General features: G+C 64.0%; 18 protein-coding genes. 5 read left to right on the forward strand and 13 right to left on the reverse strand.

What is annotated here, in order from left to right; genetic code table 11:
* Positions 1-122: 122 nt before the first annotated feature.
* Complete coding sequence (locus LJ655_RS13575) at positions 123-1619, reverse strand: trypsin-like peptidase domain-containing protein (RefSeq protein WP_230561753.1); 1497 nt, start codon at positions 1617-1619, stop codon at positions 123-125.
* Positions 1620-2519: 900 nt separating this feature from the next.
* On the opposite strand from LJ655_RS13575, the gene LJ655_RS13580 reads away from it, so the two are divergent.
* On the forward strand, positions 2520-2870 hold the full coding sequence (locus tag LJ655_RS13580) for a DOPA 4,5-dioxygenase family protein (protein WP_230561915.1): 351 nt from the start codon (positions 2520-2522) through the stop codon (positions 2868-2870).
* Between the two features lie 28 nt (positions 2871-2898).
* Here LJ655_RS13580 and LJ655_RS13585 read toward each other — a convergent pair whose 3' ends face one another.
* The 4 genes from LJ655_RS13585 to LJ655_RS13600 all read right to left on the reverse strand — a co-directional run bounded on the left by LJ655_RS13585 (position 2899) and on the right by LJ655_RS13600 (position 7016).
* A complete protein-coding gene (locus tag LJ655_RS13585) occupies positions 2899-3213 on the reverse strand; it encodes a high-potential iron-sulfur protein (protein ID WP_230561916.1) in 315 nt (104 codons plus the stop codon).
* 173 nt (positions 3214-3386) lie between these two features.
* Positions 3387-4109 (reverse strand): PepSY-associated TM helix domain-containing protein, encoded by a 723-nt coding sequence (locus LJ655_RS13590; RefSeq protein WP_230561754.1) that lies wholly within the window; start codon positions 4107-4109, stop codon positions 3387-3389.
* Positions 4106-4789 carry a Fe2+-dependent dioxygenase gene (locus LJ655_RS13595; protein WP_230561755.1) on the reverse strand — a complete coding sequence of 228 codons (684 nt, stop codon included), beginning with the start codon at positions 4787-4789 and terminating at the stop codon, positions 4106-4108. The genes LJ655_RS13590 and LJ655_RS13595 overlap by 4 nt, the downstream gene beginning before the upstream one ends.
* 19 nt (positions 4790-4808) lie before the next feature.
* Positions 4809-7016, reverse strand: a complete 2208-nt coding sequence (locus LJ655_RS13600) for a TonB-dependent receptor (RefSeq protein ID WP_230561756.1) — start codon at positions 7014-7016, stop codon at positions 4809-4811.
* Between the two features lie 278 nt (positions 7017-7294).
* On the opposite strand from LJ655_RS13600, the gene LJ655_RS13605 reads away from it, so the two are divergent.
* The 3 genes from LJ655_RS13605 (at position 7295) to LJ655_RS13615 (ending at position 9441) form a co-directional block, all read left to right on the forward strand.
* Positions 7295-8290 (forward strand): aldo/keto reductase, encoded by a 996-nt coding sequence (locus LJ655_RS13605; protein WP_230561757.1) that lies wholly within the window; start codon positions 7295-7297, stop codon positions 8288-8290.
* 280 nt (positions 8291-8570) lie between these two features.
* Positions 8571-8957, forward strand: coding sequence for an aggregation-promoting factor C-terminal-like domain-containing protein (locus LJ655_RS13610; RefSeq protein ID WP_230561758.1), 387 nt, complete (start codon positions 8571-8573; stop codon positions 8955-8957).
* Positions 8896-9441, forward strand: a complete 546-nt coding sequence (locus LJ655_RS13615; RefSeq protein WP_230561759.1) for a hypothetical protein — start codon at positions 8896-8898, stop codon at positions 9439-9441. The genes LJ655_RS13610 and LJ655_RS13615 overlap by 62 nt, the downstream gene beginning before the upstream one ends.
* Positions 9442-9483: 42 nt before the next feature.
* On the opposite strand, the gene LJ655_RS13620 is transcribed toward LJ655_RS13615, so the two are convergent.
* The 7 genes from LJ655_RS13620 to lysA all read right to left on the reverse strand — a co-directional run bounded on the left by LJ655_RS13620 (position 9484) and on the right by lysA (position 19972).
* Positions 9484-10311 (reverse strand): ROK family protein, encoded by an 828-nt coding sequence (locus LJ655_RS13620; protein ID WP_230561760.1) that lies wholly within the window; start codon positions 10309-10311, stop codon positions 9484-9486.
* A gap of 63 nt (positions 10312-10374) precedes the next feature.
* Entirely contained in the window at positions 10375-11994 is a 1620-nt protein-coding gene (gene zwf / locus LJ655_RS13625) for a glucose-6-phosphate dehydrogenase (RefSeq protein ID WP_230561761.1), read from the reverse strand.
* 109 nt (positions 11995-12103) lie between these two features.
* Positions 12104-14911 carry an MGH1-like glycoside hydrolase domain-containing protein gene (locus LJ655_RS13630; RefSeq protein ID WP_230561762.1) on the reverse strand — a complete coding sequence of 936 codons (2808 nt, stop codon included), beginning with the start codon at positions 14909-14911 and terminating at the stop codon, positions 12104-12106.
* 51 nt (positions 14912-14962) lie between these two features.
* Complete coding sequence (locus LJ655_RS13635) at positions 14963-16933, reverse strand: amylo-alpha-1,6-glucosidase (RefSeq protein WP_230561763.1); 1971 nt, start codon at positions 16931-16933, stop codon at positions 14963-14965.
* Positions 16934-17051: 118 nt separating this feature from the next.
* Positions 17052-17978: a dihydrodipicolinate synthase family protein gene (locus LJ655_RS13640; protein WP_230561764.1), complete on the reverse strand. Its 927-nt coding sequence runs from the start codon at positions 17976-17978 to the stop codon at positions 17052-17054.
* Positions 17979-18497: 519 nt separating this feature from the next.
* On the reverse strand, positions 18498-18719 hold the full coding sequence (locus LJ655_RS13645) for a hypothetical protein (protein WP_230561765.1): 222 nt from the start codon (positions 18717-18719) through the stop codon (positions 18498-18500).
* The gene (lysA, locus tag LJ655_RS13650) at positions 18716-19972 is read right to left on the reverse strand and encodes a diaminopimelate decarboxylase (RefSeq protein WP_230561766.1); all 1257 of its coding nucleotides are present in this window, start codon (positions 19970-19972) and stop codon (positions 18716-18718) included. The genes LJ655_RS13645 and lysA overlap by 4 nt, the downstream gene beginning before the upstream one ends.
* A 113-nt stretch (positions 19973-20085) precedes the next feature.
* On the opposite strand from lysA, the gene LJ655_RS13655 reads away from it, so the two are divergent.
* Positions 20086-21024, forward strand: a complete 939-nt coding sequence (locus LJ655_RS13655) for a LysR family transcriptional regulator (RefSeq protein ID WP_230561767.1) — start codon at positions 20086-20088, stop codon at positions 21022-21024.
* 23 nt (positions 21025-21047) lie between these two features.
* Here LJ655_RS13655 and LJ655_RS13660 read toward each other — a convergent pair whose 3' ends face one another.
* Positions 21048-21473 carry a rubredoxin gene (locus LJ655_RS13660; protein ID WP_230561768.1) on the reverse strand — a complete coding sequence of 142 codons (426 nt, stop codon included), beginning with the start codon at positions 21471-21473 and terminating at the stop codon, positions 21048-21050.
* Between the last annotated feature and the right edge of the window lies 1 nt (position 21474).

A 21474-nucleotide genomic window follows, 5' to 3' on the forward strand; every position in this document is an offset into this window, starting at 1 on the left:
CCCGCGAGAATGGGCTCGCGGCCGTCTCTACGGACACTCGTAACGGGGCTCCAGCGCCGCCCGCCACTTAGTGCTGCTCTTTCGTCTCGCGAATGTGACGACGTCCGATCGTCACCCGCGCGTCACTTGACCTTCACCGAGACAAAGTTGCGCGCGTTGTCCCGCTGAATCAGAACCGCGACCATTTTCTTCGCCTTCGCTTCGAGGGCGGCGGCCTGGTCCTGCGACTCGACCAGTGTGTCGTCGAGCGACACGACGATGTCGCCGACCTTGATGCCGGCGTTCGCCGCCGGCCCGCTCGATGCATCGACCATCAGACCGAGCGGCAAGCCGCTCTTGCGACGTTCGTCCTCGCTCAGCGGATGCGTCACTAGACCGAGACGGTCCGCCGCGCCACTATCCGGCGGCACAGCAGTGACATGGGCAGCGGCAACCGGCGCGACATCGGCAGCGGCAGCGGCAGCGGTAGCGGCAGCGCCATCGTTCGTCGTCTCGCCCGGGAAGCTCGCCGTCGTGAGGCGCCGGCTGCGAATCAGCTTGAGTGTCGTCCTGGTTCCGGGCGGCACGGCGGCAAGCTGGTCGGCGAGCGCCGCCGACTGCTCGATTCGCTTGTCTCCGACCTGCAAAATCACGTCGCCCGCCTTGAGCCCGGCCGCGGCCGCCGGCGAACCGGCTTCGACCGTATCCACGAGCGCTCCGGCCGCGTGCGGTAAGCCGAGGGCCACCGCGAGCCCCGGGCTCACGTCCTCGACCTGCATGCCGAAGCTGTTCGCGCCTGCGGGCTTACCGCCATTGCCGGCGGTTCCGGGCGCCGGCTCGCGCTGGGACTGCACCTGCTCGCGGACCTGATTTGCCGCCTTGATCGGAATGCCGAAGGTCAGGCTCTCGTATCGATCACTGTCCGTGTAGACCTGCACGTCGATGCCGATCACCTCGCCCGCGCGGTTGAACAGAGGGCCGCCGGAGTTGTCGGGATTGGCGGCGATTTCGGTCTGAAAAAACGGAAACGCGCTGCCGTTCGGCAGTATGCGCGTGGTGGCGCTGATGATGCCGGTCGTCACCGTGTTCTGGAATCCGTCGGGCGAACCGATCGACAGCACCGGCTCGCCGACCCGCACGCGAGACGAGTCGCCGAGCTTCACGGCCGGCAGCTTGTGAGCGTCGATCTGCAGCACGGCGACATCGCTTTGCGGGTCCACGGCAACGACCTGCGCCTTGAACTCGCGCTGGTCGGTCAGCCGGACCGTCACTTCTGCGGCGCTATCGACGACGTGCGCCGTGGTTAGGATCAGCCCGTCGGGGCTGATGATGAAGCCCGAGCCCCTGCCGGTCATCACGCTCGGTGCGCCGGCTTGAGCGTCGGGCGACGGCCGCGCGTCGCGTCTGAAGAACGCGAAGAACGGATCGCTGCTGTCGATGGCCTCTTGCTCAGGCGGCGAAACCTGTTCGCTCGCGACGCGCGCAGTCACGTTCACGACTGCTGGCCCGTAACGTTCGGCGAAGGTCGAGAAGTCAGCGGGCGCGACAGCGGCGGGCGTGGGGGCGGGGCGATTATCGGCGGCCGCCGGGACTGGCGTGGCGGCGCTAGCGTGCAGGCAAAAAGCGTAGGCAAAGGTCAAGGCGATCGCCGCCGCAGGGCGACTGGTGCGGGCAAAGATGCGGTGGAGCACAGCACACCTCCGATGGTCATCGTGCCGGCAAGTGGACACGCGTTGCGATGACGACAATCGGATGCCCACAAAAATATAGTAGTCGCACAGCGAGCCGAATGGGCGAAACGATCGCGTCCTGACGCATCTTGCGAAGTGCGGGCCGCCGTGGACATGACGCTTTACATCGGCGGCCCAGAGATACGCGCTTGCGATCTGAACGACATCGGCCGTACATCTCCGACGAAAAAAAAGCCCTGTTCCGCGAGGAACAGGGCTGACAGGATGGAACAGTCGAGCAGGCGCGTGGATGCCTGCCGACCCATAGCCATCTAACCTGCAAGGCTACTGCTTACATGAAACTTCACCTGGTACTGCAATACACATTTGCTGCACCTGCAATTTCTACGGCTCGACAGCAACCTTCAGACTGTCGATTCAAATCACCACTTCAATTGCGACTGCTTTGCGCGCTTCTAGTGCGCCTACTGCGGACTGCATGCTACGAATTGCTGACTGCTATCAACGGTACGGTTCAAACACGACGTGAGGGGAAGATCGCGTCGATGGAGTTCGGTGCTTTGTCGCTCCATGGAAAACAGTGTAGCTGCGCACGCGCGAATGCAATTGCTCGAAGCGAGGGACTTTGGCGCGCTAATTTGGCGAATCGATGTAACAGCAGGGCTTCAGATCGGGCGACAATAACGGGTGTGTGACGGTGAATAAAGGACTGCACCGAAACGGTGTTGCAGGAAACTTGCACGCAAACACACGAAGTGCCGCGTCTCGCGGCGCGCGCCGGCGCAACGCGAAGCAGAACGTATGTCGGATCAAAACTGATACGGAACGAGCCTGGCAATGAACTCAGATATGAACTTTCGCGATGCTTCAGCTATAGAGAGCTGGCACGCGCACATTTATTTCGACGCGGCGAGCCGCGACGCCGCCTGGGCGTTTCGCGAGCAGATCGACGCACATTGGGGCGACAAGCTGCAGATCGGCCGATTTCATGAAAGGCCGGTCGGCCCGCATCCGATGTGGTCGTATCAACTCGCGTTCGCGCACACGCTGTTCGCCGACGTGGTGGGCTGGCTCACGCTCAATCACGGCGCGCTCGATGTCTTTCTGCACCCGAATACCGGCGACGCGCTGCGCGACCACCGCGACGCGGCTGTATGGATCGGGCACTCGCACGAACTCATTTTGAACGCGCTGCTATGACGGCGACGCGATCGACGCGGCGTCGCGCTCACATGTTCGTGTAGGCGCTACACCAGCCGCGCGACGCGACCTGCTTGTTGCCGAACAGTGTGCAGCCGCCGTATGCATCCGAGGCCTTGCCCTGGAACAGCGAGCAGTTCGCGCACGATTGCCCGGCCGCGAAGTTCGGGAATCTGGCCTTGTCGACCTTCGACGCATCTTCCGTATAGCCGACCGCCTGCGCCTGCGGATCGCTCTCGCTCAGCGCGTTGGGAACGGTCGCGGCCAACGCGACGCGCGACAGCGCGAGCGAGGAGCCGACGCCCGCGCTCAACAACAGGAAATGGCGGCGCGATGCTTTCATTTTCATTTGCCTCTGTATGGGGACGACGACTGCGCTCAACCGGGAAACCCGGGAGAGGTCATCGTCAGGTGGTGGCAGAGCGAGCCGAAGTGGGTCTGCGGCGATTCTAGCGCGTGCCGGTGACAGCCTGCCCGCGATCGCGCAGGCTTCATCCGATGCGTGGCGTTGCGCGCTTACATCGTCCCCAAGACCACCGCCACCGCAATCGATGCCGCCACCAGCGCGAGCCCGGCCGTCTTGCGCCTGTTCAGCTCGGTCCACAGCAGCACCCCGGTCAGCGACAGCAGAATCAGACTGCCCGCGAGCGTGTCGATCAGCAGCACCCAACCGATGCTCAAGCCCACACCCTTGTGCAGATTCGTCAGCGTTGCCAGAAAGGTGTTCGCGCTGCGCTTGATCGTCACCGTGTGATTGCCGACCCAGTATTCGACAGACGTGTTTTCCTTCGGCGACGCGAAATTCAGCTGCCAATGCTCGGGTTGGACGACACTGCGATCGCCCCACGCCACCGCATGCTCGGGCTCCTTCTGCACGCGGCCCGGGTTGCCCGCGATCTTCAGCTCCTGCCTGAGCCAGTTCGCGAGCTCGTGCGGTGTCTCAGGCGCCGGTTGCGGCAAAGGCACCTGCATCACCGACACCTGCGGCTCGCCGGTCGATACCCTCAGCGGGCCGCCGCGATGATTCAGAAAGAACCCGGTGGTGCCGAACAGCAGACCGAGGGCCGCCCCCCACAGTCCGACCCATCCATGCACCTTGCGCAGCCACTTGATGAAGGCCGCGCGACGCGAGCGCTGCTGGCGCGATTTCGGCTCATTGCCATCGAACCCGCGCGGTTCGTGCGCCTCATGTTCGCCGGCTGCGGGCGGTTGAATGTCAATCGTGTCCGGTCCGCTCACGTTTCACTCCAGCTACGCAACAGATTGTGATAACAACCGACGAGGCTGCGCCGGGCAGTCTCGTCGGCATGGGTGGCATTGAGCCGTTGAATCGCGGTGTCCATGTCGAACAGCAGCGCGCGATGCGTGTCGCTGCGCACGAGGCTCTGCACCCAGAAGAAGCTCGCCACGCGCGCGCCGCGCGTGACCGGCGTGACCTGATGCAGGCTCGTCGCCGGATAGACGATCATGTCCCCGGCCGGCAGCTTCACCTGCTGCACGCCGTAGGTGTCTTCGATCACGAGTTCGCCGCCGTCGTATTCGTCTGGGGCGCTCAGAAACAGCGTCACCGAAACGTCGGTGCGCAGCTTCACGCCGTTCGGCAGCACGCGCACCGCGCCATCGACGTGACTGCCGAACTGCATGCCGCCCTCGTAGCGATTGAAGAGCGGCGGATAGACCTGGTTCGGCAGCACCGCGCTGATGAATAGCGGATTGCGTTCGATCGCCGCGAGAATCACGTCGCCGAGTTCGCGGGCGAGCGTCGAATGTTCGGCGATCTGCTGGTTGCGCTTGACCGGCGCGCCCTGATAGCCGGCGGTCGCGCGACCGTCGACCCACGCATCGCCGGCTTGATCGAGCCGCGCGCGCATGACGGCCAATTGCCCGACGTCCAGTACCTTCGGAATGTGCAGCAGCATGGTGTGTCCTTCGCGTGTATCAAAAGCGGTAGTTGACGGTCGCCAGCAGCGTACGGCCGATGCCCGGCACCGAACGTCCGCCGTCCGACGGAATCAGCGCGTCGTAGTAATACTTGTTGGTCAGGTTCAGCAGGTTCAGGCGCACGTCGTACTTCTTCGCGTGATAGGCCGCGGTCGCGTCCCAACGCGTGTAGCCCGGCACCTTCACGTAGTTCGTGTTCGACGCATAACGCGGCGACATATAGATCGGACCGCCGCCGATTTCCCAGTGCGGTGTGATTGCGTACGTGGTCCAGAACGTCAGCGTATTGCGCGGCGTGTTGGCCGGCGTGTGGCCCTGCGTGCCGTCGGCCGCCTTCAGGATCGTCGCGTCCATGTAGGTGTAGCCGCCGAAAATCTGCCACTTGTCGGTGATGTACCCGGATACGCCCGCCTGAAAGCCGTCAACGCGAATGTCACCGGCCAGTTGGTACTCGGTCGGCGACACCTGCGTGCGCGCGTTGTCCTTTTCCTCGCGGAACAACGCCGAGCTCAGCGAGATGTTGCCGCCGAACAGATCCCACTTGCCGCCGATTTCATAGGACTTCGTCGATTCGGGCGCGAGGTTCTGCGTGAGGTTCGTGACCGTCAGCGTTTCGAGCGACGGGTTGAACGAGGTGCCGTACGACACGTAGTAGGACTGCCAGTCGGTCGGCTGATAGATGACGCCCGTGCGCACGCTCGTGAAGTAGTTGGTCTGGCTCGCGTAAGCCGGGGCGCTGATCGTATTGCGGATCGACGCCGAGAACCGATCCCAGCGCACGCCGCCAATCAGCTTCCAGTGCGGCGTCAGCGTGATCGTGTCGTTCAGGTAAGCGGCGATTTCGTTCGCGCTCGAATCGGCGTGGTTGGCGACCGTCGTCGTCACGTTCGACGGCGTGCCCATGATCGGCGGATTGAGCATCGGCACGATCGGGAGGTTGTTGCGCGTGTACGCCTGGTTCGTATAGCTGTCGTGGCCCACTTCGACACCGGCGATCAGGTCATGCCGGATCGGCCCGGTGTTTAATTTGTATTCGAGCATCGTGTCGTTGTAGATCGCGTGATTCTCGATCACCCGGTCGTGACTCTGCAGCTTGATGAACAGTTGCGACGGCGACAGCGTCGTGAAGTTGCCGTTGCTCAACGCGGGGCTCGACGACAGCGGCCCGGTCAGCACCGCTTGCGGCGCGGTTTCGCGCGCGTCGGTCATCGAGTGCGAGATCTGCGTCTGGTTCGTCAGCGTGAGGTCACCGGAGAACTTGTGCTTGATGGCCGCGTTGAAGATCTGCACGTCCTGGATCGTGCGGTCGCTGGTCAGGCCGTAGAACGTGTTCTTCGGCACCGGCGCCGGGCGGCCGTTCAGCGCCTGGATGCCATAGTCGGGCATGTCGTGGTTGCGCTGAATCAGCGCGGACAGCGTGATTTCGGTCGGCGTGCCGATGCCGAACCGCAGTTCCGGCGCGACGCCGAAGTCCTTGTTCTTCATCACGTCGCGCGTCGAACCGAGGCTTTGGCCGAATGCGTTCAGGCGGATCGCCGAGGTATCGGTCAGTTTGTGGTTTACGTCGACGGTGGAGCGGTAACGGTCGTCGGTGCCGATCATGCCGGAGACTTCCGCCGAGTCAGTCAGGCTCGCCTTCTTGCTGACCTGGTTGATCACGCCGCCGGTCGAGCCCCGGCCGAACAGCATCGACGAAGGACCGTACAGCACTTCGAGCGATTCGAGGTCGAACGTGTCGCGGTAGTACTGATTGCGGTCGCGAAAGCCGTCCCGATAGATGTCGTTCTGCGCAGTGAAACCGCGCAGATTGATGTTGTTGCCGATCTGGCCGCCTTCGGCCGCGCCGATCGTCACGCCGGGCGCGTTGCGCAGCGCATCCGTAAACGACGTCGCGCCCTGCGACGCCAGCAGGTCGCGGTTGATCACGGTGACGGTCTGCGGTATGTCGCGCAGCGCGGTCGGCGTTTTCGCGCCGACGCTCGCGCGGTCGGCCTGGAAGTCCTGCCGGGCGGCTTGAGCCTGTACGCCTATGGTTGGCAGCGTCTGTGCGTCGCCGGTGGGCGCGTCGTTTCGTGCGTTCGCCGGTGTGCTGGCGGCGGCCGGTTGAGTTGCGCTTTGCGGAGCGCTTTGCGCGAGCGCCGGAGGCGCAAAAGGAATGGCAAAAGCGAGCGCCAGCGCTGTCGCCAGCGGCGTGTGATTGAGCATGGAAATCCCGTCAGAAATGCGACTGTCAAATTCGCATCACCGACGCCGAATTCATGACAAAGCCGCAAATGGCTGGCTGCCGCTCTCCGTTGTGTGAGATGGAGATGACGGGATGGCTGGCTGGGTTTAAATGAGAATCGCTATCATTTCACATCTTTAGGAAGTCAGCAATCGCGGTGTGCGTCGGACACGGCGAATCGCGACTCGGTTTATCCTTTTTACAACACCGCTGTTTAATCAGTTCAGAAGCGGTTTCTTTCCTCTCTGGAGTCGACCTTATGCAATTTCGCCAGTTCGGCCGCACCGGCCTGACCGTTTCGCGCCTGTGTCTCGGCACCATGACCTTTGGCCTGCAAACCGAAGAAGCTGCATCGCACCGCATCCTCGATACGGCCGCGGACGCCGGGGTCAATTTCATCGATACGGCGAACGTCTACCCGCTTGGCGGCGGCGAAGATCTGGCCGGACGCACCGAGGAGATCGTCGGACGTTGGCTGAAGGGTAAGCGTGAGCGCTTCATCGTCGCGACCAAGGCGGTCGGCAAGATGGGGCCCGCCGCGTGGGATCAGGGCGCCTCGCGCAAGCACCTGCTCGATGCGATCGACGCGTCGCTGCGCCGCCTGGGCACCGACTACGTCGACCTGTACCAGCTCCATTCCGACGACGCGGCGACGCCGCTCGACGAAACGCTCGAAGCGCTCGATGTGATCGTGCGCTCAGGCAAGGCGCGTTATATCGGCGTGTCGAACTTTCTCGCGTACCGGCTCGCGCGGGCGTTGGGCCGCGCGGATGTGCTGCGCGTCGCGCGCTTCGTGTCGATCCAGCCGCGCTACAACCTGCTGTTTCGCCAGATCGAGCGTGAGCTGCTGCCGTTGGCCGCCGAGGAGCAACTAGCCGTGATGCCGTATAACCCGCTCGCGGGCGGCCTGCTCACCGGCAAGCACCGGCTCGACGCGACGCCCGCCGAAGGGCGCTTCACCGAAAGCGTCGGCAAGGCCGGAGCGATGTATCAGGAGCGCTACTGGCACGAGCGCGAGTTCGACACGATCGACAAGTTGAAGGCGATCGCCGCGCCGACCGGCGAGTCGCTGGCGAAGGTGTCGCTGGCGTGGGTGCTTGCGAATCCGCTGGTTACGTCGGCGATCATCGGCGCGAGCCGCGCGGAGCAATTGAGCGATACGCTCGCAGCGGCCGAGTTCAAACTCGATGACGCGATCAAGACGCAGCTCGATGAAGCGAGCGCGCAGTATCGGTGGGGAGATGCGGTGCGCTAGGCGCCTTGCGGAACATCACGCGCGGTTGGCGGTCGGCCGCGCATTTTCAGCGTTCGTGGCGCAGCGCGGTGGATGCAAGTCATTGGGAGGCTCTGGGTTTGGAGGTGCCGTTGAGAGCTTTGCAATTCATACAGCAACGATGACGAAAATGTTGTTTTGAGATGAAAGAGGCGGCATATTGCGCACGGGGCTGCGCGAATCAAACAGATAGCTATCCTACGCGATTGATTGATTCATACTCGCGCATCCTCTCGTTCAAAGAATAATTGGAGCTGCCTGAATGCCTACAAAACACGCCCACTCGCACCGCCCGACGAAAACTGCGCCGTCACAATGGAAAGAGAAGCCGGGAAGCGTCGTGTCGCCCGCGATTCAGAATGCGCTGAAAGACGCCATGCGCACCGAGGGCATTCCAGATACTGATTTCAACGACCTACTATGGATCATGGCTCAGGAGTCCGCCGGTGTCGTCGATGTACGCAACGGAACTTCGACAGCACGCGGCCTGTTTCAACTGCTGCGCGCGCAATACAGCTTGAACCCGTGCGGGGAGGCATCGTTCGGTAATGCGAAGGAGGAATGCCAAGGCGGCATTCGTTACATTTATGGCCGTTACCATTCCGCACATATGGCCAGAGCATTCTGGCAACAACATCATTGGTATTAAGACAATGCGCGTTTCGTCCTGGCCCTTTGCCACATTGGTGTTCGGCGCACTATCCAGTTCGGCCCTTGCGGAATCGGTTTCGCACTTTGAGGATTGTCACGTCGCTGTCGAGTCGAAGCACACTGCTGTGCCGCGCATGATATTCGCCGACGCGACGGCACGGCATTACAGCAGCATTATTCGCGAAGCCGCAAAGGGGCCCATTAATTTCGCGGGCCACTATGTTCTCGCTAGCTGGGGATGCGGTGCCGGATGCGTGATGGCGGCGGCAATCGATAAGAACTCGGGCCGCGTCACTTCGCTGCCGTTCACGGTTTCCGATTGGCCGCCGGACATCACGGAGCCGCTCTCCTACCGCGCCGACAGTTGCCTGCTGATCGCCCACGGCAGCCGCAATGAAAGCGCCGAGCACGGAACCTACTACTACTCGTTCGATGGCAAGGCATTCACCCTGCGCGCGAATACGACAAACGCCGGGCGTTAGAGAAAGCGCGGAAATAGTCAGCGACGTAGTCGTCGATCCCGTTCACTTCGGTTTAAACCGCCCCGTCTTCTGCGTCGCCTCCGGATACTGCCGCGTCTCGCGCACCGACAGCGGGTGCCAGAGGCGCGCGCCGCCTTGGATCCCCGCATCGTTCGATACGGTCGCGACGTTCGCGGGCAACGTGAACTTGATGCGCGCCGCGTTGCCGCCGCCGATCCACAGCTTGTCGTAATTGACCAGCGAATCGAGAATGCCGATCACCTTCTCGACGCGGCGGTTCCACCGCTTGTTGCCGACCTGCTCGCGCGCGGCCTCGCCGATGTATTCGTCGTACGCGACGCCCTTCTTGCTGACCGGATGATGCGCGAGTTCCAGATGCGGCATCAGCTCGCCATCCCGAAACATCGCGGTGCCCGCGCCGGTGCCGAGCGTCAGTACGAATTCAAGGCCGTGCCCCTCGATCACCCCGAAGCCCTGCACCTCGGCGTCGTTGATCATCCGCACCGGCAGGCCACCGAGGCGCTGTGCGAGCGAATCCGCGAGCGCGATGTCATGCCAGCCTTCGATGCCGAAGTGCGGCGCGGTCAGAATGCGGTTATCGCGCACCACACCCGGAAAGCCGATCGAGATACAGCGAGGCCGCGCCTCTCCGACGAGCGGCGCAACGAGTTGCGCCAGCGCGTCCACCAACTGGTCCGGCGTGCACGGATGCGGCGTCGCGACGCGTACGCGCTCGGTTTTCATCCGCCCATCGGCGTCGATGATGGCGGCCTTCAGGCCGGTGCCGCCCACGTCGATCGCGAGAATGTTCTCGCTGCCGCCTTTCGGCGCGTTGCGCTTCACTCCGTTCTTCTTCTGGCTGGTTGCCACGATGTCCCCCGATTGTGTTGAGGCGGTTGTGCTGCGTGTCTGCGTGCAGGTTCAAAGGCGCCGCTACGACTTGCCGCCGGGCGCTTTGCGCTGCAACGGCCGCCAAGCGTGGCCATCGCGCGCGAGCAGCGCGTCGGCTTCGGCCGGCCCATCGCTGCCGGCCGCATAACCGTGCAACGGGAGCGCGCCGCCGCGCTTGGGGTGCAGCACGTCGTCGACCGCGCACCAGCATGTCTCGATGCTATCGGAGCGCTGGAACAGCGTCGCGTCGCCCAGCATACAGTCATACAGCAGCGTCTCGTAACCGACGTTCGCGCGTTCCGCGAAGAAGTCGCCGTAGTCGAACGACGACCGCACCGGGCCGACCTCCATCACCGGCCCCGGCGTCTTCACGTTGAAATCGAAGCTCGTGCCGTGCGCCGGATCGATGGAGATGGTCAGCACGTTCGGCGTCAAGGCGTCGGCTTGCGTGTCGCGGAACAGAAGAAACGGCACCGCCTTCAATTGCACCGAAATTTCGGTGTGGCGCGCGGCAAGCCGCTTCCCCGTACGTAGATAGAACGGCACACCGGCCCAGCGCCAGTTCTCGATGAACACCCGTGCCGCGGCATAGGTTTCCGTCTTGCTGCCGGGCGCGACGTTGGGTTCCTCGCGATAGCCCACGCCTGCGGGTCCTTTTTCGTATTGACCGAACACGACGTCGTGGGGCGCGAGCGGCTGGATCGCGTTGAATAGATCGGCCTTCTTGTTGCGCACCGCTTCGGCGTCGAACGAATTGGGCGGCTCCATCGCGACCACGCCGAGTAGCTGGAACAGGTGGTTCGGCACCATGTCGCGAAATGCGCCGGTCTGCTCGTAGAACTTGCCGCGCCCTTCGACGCCGATCGTTTCGGCCGCGGTGATCTGCACACAGTCGATGTACTCGCGCCGCCACAGCGGCTCGAAGAACGCATTTGCGAAGCGCACCGCGAGAATGCTCTGCACGGTGTCCTTGCCGAGAAAATGATCGATGCGGTACACCTGCGATTCCTGCGCATAGGAGAGGATGTGCGCGTTCAGATCGCGCGCCGACGCCAGATCGGCGCCAAACGGCTTCTCGATCACGAGGCGGCGAAAGCCGCCGTTGGCGCCGTCGCCTTCCTTCAGCAAGCCGGCTTTGCCGAGCCGCTCGGTGATCGGTTTGAAAAAACGCGGGCCGACCGCGAGGTAGAAGATCGCGTTGCCGCCTTTCGACTGATCGAGCTTCTGCTTCAGTTTCGCGAATGTGTCGTCCAATTCGAACTCGCCCGCCATGTATTCGAGGCGCTGCGCGACCCAGCTCCAGGCGTTGTCGTCGAGCTTGCCGGCGTGGAAGGTGCTGGCTTTGTCGGCGGCGAACTGCTGAAGCGACGCGTGCAGTTCGTCAGTCCATTCGCGCGTTTCGCGCTCGCCGTGGTTGACGCCGATGATCTTCATGCTGTCGTCGAGCAGGCCGTCGACGGCGAGGTTGTAGAGCGCGGGCATCAGCAGGCGCTGGGTCAGATCGCCGCCCGCGCCAAAGATCACGAGCGTGCATGGCGGCGCGGGTTTCTTGCCGGCGGGCGACGGCAGCGGGTCGTGCGGGCTTGCGCTGACCTTGCAGCTCAGCGCGGGCGCGGCGCTGCGTTGATCGGGAGAAGCCGCTGGGTTCGATGTAGTCGACATGGGATTCACCTAAACCTGAGTAAACCGATAGGACGAACGTGGCGACACCTGAAAGACCACGAACGCAGGCGCGCAGTTCATTCCCGTTCGCGCCAGCGTGCGGCGAGGCTTACTTCGTCGTGGCCGCGAGCGACGCTACCGGCTCTTTCTCTCCAGGCGGCGTTACCGCGGATGCAGAAGCCGCCGCCACCGGAATCGGTGCAGGCGCGAGCGCCGGTTCGCCCGCCAGCGGCAGGTTGCCCGAGGCCGCCATCGCGCGCGGCTGTAACAATAACGCGACGAGCCCGGTCCAGCCGGTCTGGTGCGATGCCCCGACGCCGCGGCCGTTATCGCCATGAAAATACTCGTGAAACAGGATCAGATCCTGCGAACGCGGGTCCGCCTGCAGCAGCGCATACGCGCCCATCACCGGCCGCTCGCCGGCCTTGTTCTTGAGGAACAGCCTGGTCGCGCGACGCGCGAGTTCGTCGGCGATTTCGCTTAACGAGAACTGCTGGCCGGAACCGGTCGGATATTCGACGCGGAAATCGTCGCCGTAATAGCGATGAAACTCGTACAGCGATTCGATCAGCAGATAGTTGACCGGCATCCACACCGGCCCGCGCCAGTTCGAGTTGCCGCCGAACACGCGCGAATCCGATTCGGCCGGCAGATACCTCACGCAGAAGCTGTTGTCGTTGTGCTGGAACACGAACGGATGATCGCGATGGAAACGCGACAACGCTCGCACGCCATGGTCGGACAGAAATTCGCTTTCATCGAGCGCGCGCCGTAACAGCGCCTTCATCCGGTGCCCGCGCAGCACCGACAGCAGCAGCGTGTTGCCCTTGCCCGGCTCGTTCCAGCGCGACACCAGCTTCGCGAGATCCGGCCGATGCTCGAGAAACCACACGAGGCGCTCGCGCAAGCACGGCAAGCCGCCGTGAAGCCGCTCCTCGAGCACGTGCACGGCGAACAGCGGGATCAGACCGACGATCGAGCGCACGCGCATCGGTAAGCTGCTGCCGTCGGGCAGGCGCAGCTTGTCGTAGAAAAACTCGTCCTCGCTATCCCACAGGCCCGTGTCGCAGCCGTCCTCGCAACTGACTGCTTGCGCGATGTACAGGAAGTGCTCGAAGAACTTCACGCCGATATCGACGAACACATGGTTCGCATACGCAAGTTCGAGCGCTATGCGCATCAGGTCCAGCGCGTACGCGGCCATCCACGCGGTGCCATCGGCCTGGTCGATGTGGCCGCCGGTCGGCAGCGGCGAGGAGCGGTCGAAGATGCCGACGTTGTCGAGTCCGAGAAAACCGCCCTGAAAAATGTTGCGGCCGTCGGCGTCCTTGCGGTTCACCCACCACGAGAAATTCAGCAGCAGCTTGTGAAACACGAGTTCGAGGAAATCGCGGTCGGCCTTGCCGGTCAGCGCGCGGTCGATCTCGTACACGCGCCACGCGGCCCATGCGTGCACGGGCGGGTTCGCGTCGCTCAATGCCCATTCGTAGGCGGGCAATTGGCCGTTCGGATGCTGATAGCGGTCCTTCACGAGCAGCAGCAACTGCTTTTTCGCGAACGCCGGATCGATCAGCGCGAACGCGGCCGCATGAAACGCGAGATCCCACGACGCGTACCACGGGTACTCCCACTTGTCCGGCATCGACACGATGTCCGCATTGCACAGGTGCCGCCAGTCCGTGTTGCGTCCCTGCTTGCGCGCGGAGGGCGGGCGCGGTTGCAGCGGATCGCCGTCGAGCCAGCGCTGCACGTCGTACTGGTAGTACTGCTTCGACCACAGCATGCCGGCGAGCGCCTGACGTTGCACAAGGCGCGCATCGGGATCGGTGATCTCGTGTTGCAATGCGCCATAGAATTCGTCGGCCTCGGCGATGCGGCGGGCGAACAGCGCATCGGCATCGAATGGCGCTTCATCGGTCTCCAATTGCGAGCGCCAGCGCAGATAGACGACCGCGCGCCCATGCGGCCCGAGCTCGAGCGCCGCATGCGCGGCGGCCTTGGTGCCCGCGTCGTGACGGATCGCGTTCGCGTCACCGTGCACGAGGTAGTCGTTGAAGCCGTCCTTGAACGGGCCGGCGCCGTTTGTGCCGAACAACCGCTTCACGTTCGTGTCGTTCTCGCAGAACAGCCAGGGGAGCCGCGGCGCGTCCTTCGACCACGCGGTCACGACGATCGGCTCGTGCACGTGATGGTGGCCCGAGAGACGCACGCTGCCGTCGGGACCGGTGCACGCGACGAGCTTCGGCTTGTCCTTGTTCTCCTTCCACGACCACGAGTTGCGCGCCCAGATCTGCGGCAGCACGTCGAGCGCCGCCGCCTCGTCCGCGCGATTTTCGATCGTCACGCGCATCACGATGTCGTCGGGCGTGTGCTTCGCGTATTCGACCTGCACGTCGAAATAGCGTTGATCGTCGAACACGCCGGTGTCGAGTAGTTCGTACTCGGGCATACCGCAGCCGCGGCGCGCGTTTTCGTCGATCAGGTCCTGATAGGGGTAGGCAGCATGCGGGTACTTGTACAGCATGCGCATGTACGAATGAGTGGGCGTGCCGTCCAGATAGAAGTACAACTCCTTCACGTCCTCGCCGTGATTGCCCTGCGAGTTCGTCAGGCCGAACAGACGCTCCTTGATGATCGGATCCTTTCGATTCCACAACACGAGCGACACGCACCAGCTGAGCCGGTCGTCGCCGAAACCGGCGATGCCGTCTTCGCCCCAGCGGTAGGCGCGGCTGCGCGCATGGTCGTGCGGAAAGGAGTCCCAGGCGGTGCCGTTCGGGCTGTAATCCTCGCGCACCGTACCCCATTGGCGTTCGCTCAGATAAGGCCCCCAGCGCTGCCAGTGGCCGCAGTCGGCCGAGTGCAGCCGGGCACCTTCGATCGTGGCAAGCAGATTGGCAGCGCGCAGCGGTGGCATGAGAACGTCCTTGCAACAAGCCTGGCGGTCGGACCCACATCGTAGCGCGGTTTACGCGCCGTTGTGCTCGAAACGGGCAAGCAGATTTTCGACGCGCAGCAGTTCGCCGAGCGACCACGCCTGGAACGGCGTGCCCGCGGGCGCGTGCGGCGCGTCGCCATCGGCGATTTCGGACAGGTGATCGAGGCCCGCGCAATCGAGATGTGCATAGAGCGGGGCCAGAAAACGCGCCCGCGCCTGCGTGAGGTTATCCGCGCTCGCGCCGTTGACTCGCAGCCACGCTTCGACGAACGGGCCGATCAGCCACAACCACACGGTGCCCTGATGATAGGCGCCGTCGCGTGCGAGCCGGCCGCCGCCGTAGCGACCGCGATAGGCCGGATCGGAGGGCGCGAGCGAGCGCAGGCCGAGCGGCGTGAGCAACTGCGCTTCGAGCTGGTTCAGCACCGCCCGCGCCGCCGCGCCTTCGAGCAGCGGAAACGGCAGCCCGCCGATCGTGAACACCTGGTTCGGCCGGATCGAGCGATCGACCGTGCCCGGCACATGATCGACGTCGACGTTATCGAACAGCGCCTGCGTGGCCGGATCGACGAAGCGCTGTCGAAACGTGTGTGTCGCGCGCTCGGCGGCCTGCCGCCACTTCGGATTCCAGGCCGACGCGATGCGCAGCGCGTTGATCCACAGCGCCTGCACTTCGACCGGTTTGCCGATGCGTGGCGTGACGACCCAGTCGCCGACTTTCGCGTCCATCCAGGTCAGTTGCACGCCGGGGATGCCGGCGCGCAGCAAGCCGTCGTCGGTGCTGGCGCCGATATTGAAGCGCGTGCCGTTCGTGTAGCCGGTGAGGATCGTCTCAGCGGCCTGCTGCAGATGCGCGCGCGTATGCGCGCTTGCATGCGGCGTCGCCAGATATTCGTGAACGGCGACGATGAACCATAGCGAGGCATCGACCGAGTTGTATTCGGGTGCGTCGCCGTAGTCGGGAAAACGGTTCGGCAGCATGCCTTCGGACAGCGTGCCCGACCATTCGAGCAGGATCGCTTCGGCGTCGTCGAGTCGGTTCGACGCGATCAGCAGGCCGCGCATCGCGATGAAGGTGTCGCGTCCCCAGTCGGTGAACCATGGGAAGCCCGCGAGGATCGTGCGGCCTTCGTTGCGCGTGACGACGTAGGCGTCGGCCGAGCGTTGCAGGCGCGAGCCGAGCGCAGTGCGGCGTTGTCGTTCGGCGTGGGCGAGGCCGGTGGCGTGGGCGGCAGTATGAGATTTGCCGCTCGCGCTTGCCGTTGCTGCCGCGCTCGATGCGCTCAGAATCATCACCGCTTCGCCTTCAGCGAGATTGAAGCTGAACACGCCGGGCGTCGCGAGGTCTTCGCTGCAATCGAGGCCGCGCTCCTGCTCGCGCACGTAGCAGAAGTTGCGATACCAGTCGGGGGCATGCGTGTACGCGCCGTTCGTCGCCGCCCGCACGACCGGCAATCCGCCATAGGGTTGCCAGCTCGCGCACGATTGATCGGCGCTGACCTGCGCGGAGAAGTTGAAGACCGGATTCTCGTGGTGCAGCGCATGATAATCGCGGCCCGACAGCAGCGGTCTAACCTTTAGCACGGGCGCATCGGCGCCGCCGCCTTCGAGCCGCCAGCGCAACACCGTTTCGCACGTCGATTTGCAGACGAACACTTCGGCGATCACCGCCGCATAGGCATCGAGCTGAACACGCCAGGTCGGCCACGGCGCGGTAACGAACCCGGCAAGACGTCCGCGCAGATCGGGATAGATCACGTCGGGCCCATAACGCTGCATGCTCAACGCAAACCGCTGGCCGCCTGCCTCGATCCACGCCTCGATACCGTTGACGAGCACCATGCGCCCGCCGGGCGCGCGCGTCGCGGCGAGCAGCAACGCGTGATAGCGGCGCGTGCGCAGCGTGCCGACCGTGCCGGACGCGAAGCCGCCGAAGCCGTCCGCTTCGAGCCATTCGTCTTCGAGCCGCGAAATGTCGACCGGTGATTCGATGCCAGTCATTGAATCGTGCCCATGCGTGAACCATCAAGCACAAACCATAGCGCAGATGGCATCGCCATGAACATTGGCCCTCCCATGACTTGCCACGTTCTTTCGATCGACTGGCGTTTTGTCGATCTCAGTGGGCTTGGAGACCGACGTCCGGCAGCGTAGGACGTGTGGCGAGCGCCTTTTCGACGATGCCTTTGACTTCGGCAAGTGTCTCGCCTTCCAGCGCCAGGCGCGGCGGACGCGCGACGGCGCTGCCGCGGCCGAGCAGTTCCTCGCACAGCTTGATGCATTGCACGAGGTCGGGGCGCGCGTCGAGGTGCAACAGCGGCATGAACCAGCGGTACAGAGACAGCGCTTCGTCGAAACGCTGCTGCTTCGCGAGGCGAAACAGCGTCTCGCCTTCCTTCGGGAACGCGTTCGACATACCCGATACCCAGCCTTGCGCGCCGACTGCGATGCTTTCGACCACCACGTCGTCGAGGCCGGCGAACAGCACGAAGCGCTCGCCAACCGCGTTGCGCAGATCGATGAAGCGCCGCGTATCGCCCGACGAATCCTTGAAGCAGACGATGTTCTCGCAGTCCTGCAGCGCGATCAGCACGTCCGGCGTGACGTCGTTCTTGTAGATTGGCGGATTGTTGTAGATCATCACTGGCAGGTCGGTGCTGGTCGCCACCGCGCGGAAATGCGCAGCGGTTTCGTGCGGCTTCGCGGAATAGACGAGCGCCGGCATCACCATCACGCCGTCCGCGCCGGCACGCGCCGCCTCGCGCACCGTCTGACGCGCGAACTCGGTCGTGAACTCGGCGACGCCCGCGATGACGGGCACCCTGCCTCCGGCCGCGTCGCGCGCGGCCTCGATCACCTGCAGTTTTTCCGGCGTGCTCAGCGAGGTGTTTTCGCCGACCGTGCCGCAGACCACCAGACCCGACACGCCGTCCCTGACCAGGTTGCTGACCACGCGGTGGGTCGCGTCGATGTCGAGCGAAAAATCCGGCTTGAACTGGGTGCTGACGGCGGGAAACACCCCGCTCCATTGGATAGCCTTGCTCATCTTGTCCGTCTCCTTCGGAAAGCCGGCCGCGCCGACACACGTTGGGTATGACGGCGAGTATCGGCCTTTGTACGAGAACGGGCTTGGGCTTTTTCGTGGCCCGGAGAGATTAAATCTGCACAATCGGAGTGGCAGTGCCAGCCATGTCGCACAAAGCGGCCGCGGCGCGCGTGAGGGCCGGGGCGCGAGGCTTTTGAGCGGCCGTCCATGCCGAGTCCGGCATAGCGGCGAGCTTCGGCTCCGGCATCCGCCGTCCAGCCTTCAAACGTCTAACTTGTTTCGATCCGCAACGCGCTTTCCTCTGCAGTCCCCTACAGCACGCGCTGAACGGCGCGGGCCGAACTGCTGATGTCCTGGCCGAAGCCGGCCACCGTGTTGCAACCTGTCAACGAGAGCAAAGCGCCCACCAAAAGAGAAATTACGACACCACGGCCCAACATGTTCATCTCACGCCTCATAAGATAATTGAATTCCAACACACGCTTCTTTTATAGCTTCGCAACTGCACCTGGACCGACATCATGAGCCCGATACGTTTGGTACCGCGGCAAAAGCCTTGAGGATGTCGCGCCAACTGACGATCCCAACCGGCCTGAACGCGCTGCCGACAATCACCTGATTCCCGGACCCGCTTTCATCGCGGCTACTTCCGGTGGGCGCCCAACACGGCAGGAAACGTCCCGATGTCATGGCATTGACGATTTCCCAGCGGCGCGCGTCGAGCACCCGCTCGCCGCTCAAGCCGCCGTTTCTTCGAGCCCGAGCAAGTCTTCGAAGCGCTGCCTGCGCCGGATCAAGCGCACGTTGCCACGCTCGATCAGCACCTCAGGCGCGAGCGGCCGGCTATTATAGTTCGACGACATCGACGCGCCGTACGCGCCCGCGTCATGAAACACGATCAGGTCGCCCACTTGCGGCGCGGGCATCGATCGGCTCGTGACGACACCGCCTTCGGCCTGCGTGAACACGTCACCGGCCTCGCACAACGGCCCCGCCACGCTGAACGAGCCGAGCGGCGCAGCGCTCGGCGTGCCGTCGCGCCGCAGCACACTGATCTCGTGATGGCTGCCATAGAACGACGGCCTCACGAGATCGTTGAAGCCCGCGTCGAGCAGCGCGAATTGCCGCGATGGCCGCCGGCTCAGCGCGTGCACCTCGGCGACGAGCACCCCCGACTGCGCGACCAGAAAGCGCCCCGGTTCGATTTCGAGCCGCACACGATGCCCGACACGCGCCTCGATGCGCCGCCGCGTGTCGTCCCATAGCCGGAAATAATGGGCGGTATCGACGCTCGGCTCGCCATCGCGATACGGCACCGACAAACCACCGCCTGCGGAAATTGCTTCGATATCCTGACCCAGTTTCGACACCGCATCGACCATCGCATCGCAGACGCGCGCGAGATGCGCGTAATCGACGCCGGAGCCGATATGCATGTGCAGCCCAACGAGCTTCAGCCGATAGCGTCGCACCAGCTCCAGCGCGCCTGGCAGGTCGTCGCGCCAGATGCCGTGCTTGCTGTGCTCGCCGCCCGTATTGGTCTTGTTGCTGTGGCCGTGACCGAAGCCGGGGTTGATGCGCAGCCACACGCGATGACCTTCGCTCGCATGTCGTCCGAGCCGCTCGAGCATGTCGAGGGAGCCGGCGTTGACCGTGACCCGCCGCTCGAGCACCGTGGCGAGCGTCGCATGGTCGAGCACGTCGGCGGTGAAGACGACGCCCTCGGGCGCGTCGTGCGACGCCGGCCGAGCCGTAAAACCGGCAGCAAAACTGCGCGCGAGTTCGCCCAGGGAGACTGCGTCGAGCATCACACCTTCCTCGCGCATCAGCCTCAGGATGTGCACGTTCGAACAGGCTTTCTGCGCATAGCGGATCGTGTCGAAACTGCGCAACTGCGCGATGCGCTGGCGGATCGTGTCGGCGTCATAGACCCATAACGGCGTGCCATGCTGGCGCGCGAGGTCGGCGAGTTGATGGGGGTTGAATGGCGTCATGTTCGGCTGTGGAAGGATTTGCGAAAGCGATAGCCGACATGATGAGCCGGAGCCGTCATTCAGTAAAATACCAATTTATCGCTGATCCATTCACTTCTGATATAGGCCGAACCATGGCGCTCACGCACCGGCATATCGAAGTCTTTCGCGCGCTGATGACGGCCGGCAGTGTCACCAAGGCTGCCGGGATGCTGTTTACGTCGCAGCCCACCGTGAGCCGCGAACTCGCGCGCATGGAGCAAAGCATCGGCTTCGCGTTGTTCGAGCGCGTGCAGGGCCGGCTGCGTCCGACCCAATCCGCGTTGACGCTGTTCGATGAAATCAGGCGCGCCTATGTCGGGCTTGAACGGGTCGCCTCGACGGCGGCCGCGCTGCGCGAATTCAAGGGCGGCCAGTTGTCCGTCATCGCGCTGCCGGTGTTTTCGCATTCGATCCTGCCGGGCGCCGTCAAACGCTTTCACGACGCACAGCCGGGCGTCAGCGTCTCGATCGCGACACAGGAGTCGCCGTTTCTCGAAGAATGGCTGAGCGCGCAGCGCTACGACCTCGGCCTCACCGAGCACGCCGCGCCGCCGCCCGGCACGCGGCTCACGCCGCTCGTCGCCGTCGATGAAGTGTGCGTGCTGCCCGACGCTCACCCGCTGCTCGCGAAACGCGTGATCGCGCTGAAGGACTTCGCTGATCAGCCGTTCATAAGCCTGTCCGCGAACGATCCTTACCGGCTCCAGATCGACGAGGCGTTCGCGCGGGCAGGTGTCGCGCGTCGGTTGCTGATCGAAACGCCGACCGCGGTGTCCGTGTGCAGTTTCGTGCGGCAAGGGCTCGGCATTGCGATCGTCAATCCGCTGACCGCCGTCGATTTCGCGGGCCGCAATCTGCATATCCGGCCGCTTGCGTTGTCGCTGCCGTTTCGTGTGAGCGTGATACACCCCGAGCACCGGCCCGCGCATCCGCTCACGGACGCGTTCGCCCGAGCGCTGCAAAGCGAAGCCGCCGCGCTGCGATCACAACTGGAACGGACTATCCGGCAGGGACGGCGTGGAGCGAGGTGAGCCGGCGAGCCGCGACTCGCCCCTTAAAACTCCACCAGCGCAAAATCTTCCTTGCCCACATCGCACAACGGGCAGCGCCAGTCGGCCGGCACATCGGCCCAGCGCGTGCCCGGCGCGATGCCCTCTTCCGGCAAGCCGGCGGCTTCGTCGTAGACCCAGCCGCAGATCACGCAGACCCATTGCTTGAAGTCGTCGGCCGCGCCGGTATTCGCGGCCACCGGCGCATCGGAAGTACCGGCATCCATTGCGCACGCGTGCGCCGTCGCATCGAGGCTCACGACGAGCGGTGCGGCCGTGCCGCCGCTGGTTCCCGTGAGACGCGCCTGGAGGCTTTCGAGCAGGCGCTGCGCCTCGTCGTGAGTCAGATCGATCCAGTACGGATCGCCGGCCCCATCGTTGAGTCGCTCGGGGGAAAACTGGATTTCTACGGCTACGCCCTTCTTGTACATG

The organism is Paraburkholderia translucens, from assembly GCF_020881035.1.
In the GTDB taxonomy this organism is placed as follows: Bacteria; Pseudomonadota; Gammaproteobacteria; order Burkholderiales; family Burkholderiaceae; genus Paraburkholderia; species Paraburkholderia translucens.

Bases quoted from the DNA above. Each gene is read 5' to 3' on its own strand.
- LJ655_RS13580 (WP_230561915.1), top strand. From the start codon at position 2,520: ATGAACTTTCGCGATGCTTCAGCTATAGAGAGCTGGCACGCGCACATT.
- LJ655_RS13585 (WP_230561916.1), bottom strand. From the start codon at position 3,213: ATGAAAGCATCGCGCCGCCATTTCCTGTTGTTGAGCGCGGGCGTCGGC.
- LJ655_RS13595 (WP_230561755.1), bottom strand. From the start codon at position 4,789: ATGCTGCTGCACATTCCGAAGGTACTGGACGTCGGGCAATTGGCCGTC.
- LJ655_RS13600 (WP_230561756.1), bottom strand. From the start codon at position 7,016: ATGCTCAATCACACGCCGCTGGCGACAGCGCTGGCGCTCGCTTTTGCC.
- LJ655_RS13605 (WP_230561757.1), top strand. From the start codon at position 7,295: ATGCAATTTCGCCAGTTCGGCCGCACCGGCCTGACCGTTTCGCGCCTG.
- LJ655_RS13610 (WP_230561758.1), top strand. From the start codon at position 8,571: ATGCCTACAAAACACGCCCACTCGCACCGCCCGACGAAAACTGCGCCG.
- LJ655_RS13615 (WP_230561759.1), top strand. From the start codon at position 8,896: ATGGCCGTTACCATTCCGCACATATGGCCAGAGCATTCTGGCAACAAC.
- zwf (WP_230561761.1), bottom strand. From the start codon at position 11,994: ATGTCGACTACATCGAACCCAGCGGCTTCTCCCGATCAACGCAGCGCC.
- LJ655_RS13630 (WP_230561762.1), bottom strand. From the start codon at position 14,911: ATGCCACCGCTGCGCGCTGCCAATCTGCTTGCCACGATCGAAGGTGCC.
- LJ655_RS13635 (WP_230561763.1), bottom strand. From the start codon at position 16,933: ATGACTGGCATCGAATCACCGGTCGACATTTCGCGGCTCGAAGACGAA.
- LJ655_RS13640 (WP_230561764.1), bottom strand. From the start codon at position 17,978: ATGAGCAAGGCTATCCAATGGAGCGGGGTGTTTCCCGCCGTCAGCACC.
- lysA (WP_230561766.1), bottom strand. From the start codon at position 19,972: ATGACGCCATTCAACCCCCATCAACTCGCCGACCTCGCGCGCCAGCAT.
- LJ655_RS13655 (WP_230561767.1), top strand. From the start codon at position 20,086: ATGGCGCTCACGCACCGGCATATCGAAGTCTTTCGCGCGCTGATGACG.
- LJ655_RS13660 (WP_230561768.1), bottom strand. From the start codon at position 21,473: ATGTACAAGAAGGGCGTAGCCGTAGAAATCCAGTTTTCCCCCGAGCGA.